This is a genomic window from Brevundimonas sp. Root1423 (assembly GCF_001426805.1).
The window spans coordinates 422-3,360 of record NZ_LMFL01000081.1 but is presented as its reverse complement, the minus strand read 5'-3'; the positions used below and the strand labels follow the sequence as shown (position 1 = coordinate 3,360).

6 protein-coding genes are annotated in these 2,939 nt (G+C 66.8%); 1 reads left to right on the top strand and 5 read right to left on the bottom strand.

What is annotated here, in order from left to right; all coding sequences use genetic code 11:
* Window positions 1-29: 29 nt before the first annotated feature.
* Entirely contained in the window at window positions 30-494 is a 465-nt protein-coding gene (locus tag ASD25_RS28325; RefSeq protein WP_369816705.1) for an NADH-quinone oxidoreductase subunit J, read from the bottom strand.
* Window positions 495-564: 70 nt separating this feature from the next.
* On the bottom strand, window positions 565-831 hold a 267-nt coding region (locus ASD25_RS30010; protein ID WP_235562916.1), incomplete at its 3' end, for an NADH-quinone oxidoreductase subunit J.
* A 235-nt stretch (window positions 832-1,066) separates the two neighbouring features.
* Here ASD25_RS30010 and ASD25_RS28320 point away from each other — a divergent pair.
* Window positions 1,067-1,882: a methyltransferase domain-containing protein gene (locus ASD25_RS28320; RefSeq protein ID WP_055829302.1), complete on the top strand. Its 816-nt coding sequence runs from the start codon at window positions 1,067-1,069 to the stop codon at window positions 1,880-1,882.
* 31 nt (window positions 1,883-1,913) lie between these two features.
* Here the strand turns inward: ASD25_RS28320 and nuoI are convergent, their stop codons facing one another.
* From nuoI to ASD25_RS32715, 3 genes are all read right to left on the bottom strand, one after another.
* The gene (gene nuoI, locus ASD25_RS28315; RefSeq protein ID WP_055829299.1) at window positions 1,914-2,405 is read right to left on the bottom strand and encodes an NADH-quinone oxidoreductase subunit NuoI; all 492 of its coding nucleotides are present in this window, start codon (window positions 2,403-2,405) and stop codon (window positions 1,914-1,916) included.
* Window positions 2,405-2,620, bottom strand: a complete 216-nt coding sequence (locus ASD25_RS28310; RefSeq protein ID WP_056621545.1) for a hypothetical protein — start codon at window positions 2,618-2,620, stop codon at window positions 2,405-2,407. The genes nuoI and ASD25_RS28310 overlap by 1 nt, the downstream gene beginning before the upstream one ends.
* Window positions 2,617-2,939, bottom strand: a 323-nt coding sequence (locus ASD25_RS32715) for an NADH-quinone oxidoreductase subunit H (protein WP_235562915.1), incomplete at its 5' end; no start/stop codon positions are given. The genes ASD25_RS32715 and ASD25_RS28310, both read right to left, overlap by 4 nt.

The following is a 2,939-nucleotide window of genomic DNA, read 5'->3' as shown; positions in this document are numbered from 1 at the left end:
CGCCAGATAGTGCTGCAGGGTGATTTCCATCAGAGCAGATCCTCGGACGAGATGCCGGCGCCGGTCTCGACRGATTTGACTTCCATCGCCGTCTTCGCRTCGCGGCCGACCTGGCGGGCGACGTTCTGGCGCTTGATRTTGGGCTTGTGGCGCAGGGTCAGGACGATGGCGCCAATCATGGCGATCAGCAGCACGATCCCCGCCGCCTGGAAGATGTAGACATAGTCCGTGTACAGAACGCGGCCGATGGCCTCGACRTTSGACATCTCSGCCGTCGCCGCCACCGGCCCGATGGCGTCCGACGCCGCSCCRCCGCTGACSACSGTCAGSGAGATGATGATCATCTCGGCCAGCAGKATRCCCGCCACKATCATCGCSAGCGGCAGRTAGCGGGCATAGCCCTCGCGCAGCTTCACGAAGTCGACGTCCAGCATCATGACGACGAACAGGAACAGCACCGCCACCGCGCCGACGTAGACGACGACCAGCAGCATGGCCAGGGCCAGCACCAGACCCAGACGCACACGGCGCTCGGCGATCTTCTGGTACTCTTCCTTGAGCTTNGGCATAGCCCTCGCGCAGCTTCACGAAGTCGACGTCCAGCATCATGACGACGAACAGGAACAGCACCGCCACCGCGCCGACGTAGACGACGACCAGCAGCATGGCCAGGAACTCGGCCCCCAGCAGCACGAACAGGCCCGCCGACGAGAAGAAGGCGAGGATCAGCCACAGCACGCTGTGCACGGGGTTCTTCGCCGTCACGACCATCAGGCCGCCCAGCACGGCCACGGCCGACAGAAGATAGAAGGCCAGGCCTTGCAAGAGCATCGCGCGATCGGCTCCTCACGCTTTGCCGGCGAGCGAGGCGGCGGCCAGCGGATGGTTCAGACAAAAACCCGAAACCCGGCGCGCGAATCTCGCCCGGAAAGCCTCGGAAAGCGCGCGACTTCTAACCGCCGCCGGGGGCTTTGCAAAGACCGAATACGACGACGGCGACCGCATCTTCCCGTCTTGCCGGAGCCGGTCGGCGGGCCCAGTTTGGCGGGAAACCGGGGCGACCGTCATGAGCGAAGAGCGCGACTATCTTCTGGGCACCCACGACGCGGAGGTCGAACGCCTCGGCCTGCAGCACCGCGTGTGGCGGCCGCGCGTGCTGGACGCATGGCGCCGGGCCGGAATCACGGTGGGTTCGAGGGTCATCGACGCGGGCGCGGGACCGGGCTGGGCCAGCCTGGACCTGGCCGAGATCGTCGGTCCGACCGGCCGCGTTCACGCCCTGGAGCGGTCGGCCCGGTTCGTCGACGTGCTGGATGGCGCGGCCGGGGCCCGGGGGCTGCTGAATATCGCCGCCGAGACGGTGGACCTGGTCACCGACCCCCTGCCCGTGGTCGGCGCCGACGCCTTCTGGATCCGCTGGGTGCTGGCCTTCGTCAGCGACCCCGCCGCGGTGCTGAAAAAGCTGCACGCCGCCCTTCGTCCGGGCGGGGTCGCGGTGATCCACGAATATCTCGACTACGGGACCTTCTCGATCCTGCCCGACAGTCCCGCGATCGAGGACTTCAAGCGGCTGGTCGTCGAAGACTGGCGCGCCTCGGGCGGCGAGCCCGACATCGGCCGCGCCCTGCCCGCCATGCTGCCCGCCGCCGGCTTCCGCATCCGGTCGATGCAGCCGATCGTCGAGACCGCGCGAAAGAACGATCTGGTCTGGCAATGGCCGGCCACCTGGGCCCGCAACTACCCTCTGTTCCTGCTCGAGTCCGGCAAGGTCGACCGGGCCTGGTACGACCGCGTGATCGCCGCCGTCGACGCCGCCGAAACCGATCCGGACGCAGTCATGATCACGCCGATGGTGGTGGAGATCATCGCGGAGAAGATTTGATCCTTCTCCCCTCCGGGGGAGAAGGGAATAGTCACCGGTACGGCGCGTCGAGTTCCAGGTTCTTCGCGATCAGCCGTTCCCAGCGGTCGCCGTTGGCGAGCAGCCGGTCCTTGTCGTACAGCAGCTCCTCGCGGGTCTCGGTCGTGAACTCCGAGTTCGGACCCTCGACGATGGCGTCTACCGGGCAAGCTTCCTGACACAGGCCGCAGTAGATGCATTTGACCATGTCGATGTCGTAGCGGGTCGTGCGGCGGCTGCCGTCGGCGCGCGGCTCGGACTCGATGGTGATGGCCTGGGCGGGGCAGATGGCCTCGCACAGCTTGCAGGCGATGCAGCGTTCCTCGCCGTTGGCGTAGCGGCGCAGGGCGTGCTCGCCCCGGAACCGCGGCGACTGCGGATTGCGCTCGAACGGATAGTTCACCGTGGCCTTGGGACGGGCCATGTATTTGAACGACAGGCCGATCGCGCCGATGGCGTCGATCAGAAGCGCGCCCTTCGCGGCCTGGACGAGACGGTTCAACATTACTGTCTGGCTCCGGAGACGCCGCGGCAAAGCTCTTCCTTGCGCGGATCGTCTTCCCTGGTGATGCGGCACAGGCGTTCGCGCTCGGCATGCTGGCGCTGGATGCCCTCCTGCCGGCGCTCCCACTGATAGACCGACACGGGGTCGGCTTCATAGGTCGGGATGGTGCAGGCGCCCGTAGACGCCAGCAGCACGAGGGYSAGGATSCGGMTCATGCGCCCACCGCGAACACGCGCCAKGCGGCGACCACGACGACGCAGACCAGCGAGGTCGGCAGGAAGATYTTCCAGCCCAGACGCATCAGCTGGTCGTAGCGGTARCGGGGCACGAAGGCCTTCACSAGSGCGATCATGAAGAAGGCCRCGACGATCTTGCCCAGGAAGGTGACCAGATAGATSGCCTGCTCCAGCCAGCCCGGCAGGCTGTCCAGCCAGTCCTGCGGCACGCCCGGGTTCCAGCCGCCGAAGAACAGCAGGCTCGGGCGTGGAGGCATCGGACGGGTGCGTTCCAGGGATTCAGCAAGACATACGGCTG

What these genes read in the sequence shown, in the direction of transcription:
- ASD25_RS28320 (WP_055829302.1), top strand. Translation starts at nt 1,067, where the DNA reads ATGAGCGAAGAGCGCGACTATCTTCTGGGCACCCACGACGCGGAGGTC.
- nuoI (WP_055829299.1), bottom strand. Translation starts at nt 2,405, where the DNA reads ATGTTGAACCGTCTCGTCCAGGCCGCGAAGGGCGCGCTTCTGATCGAC.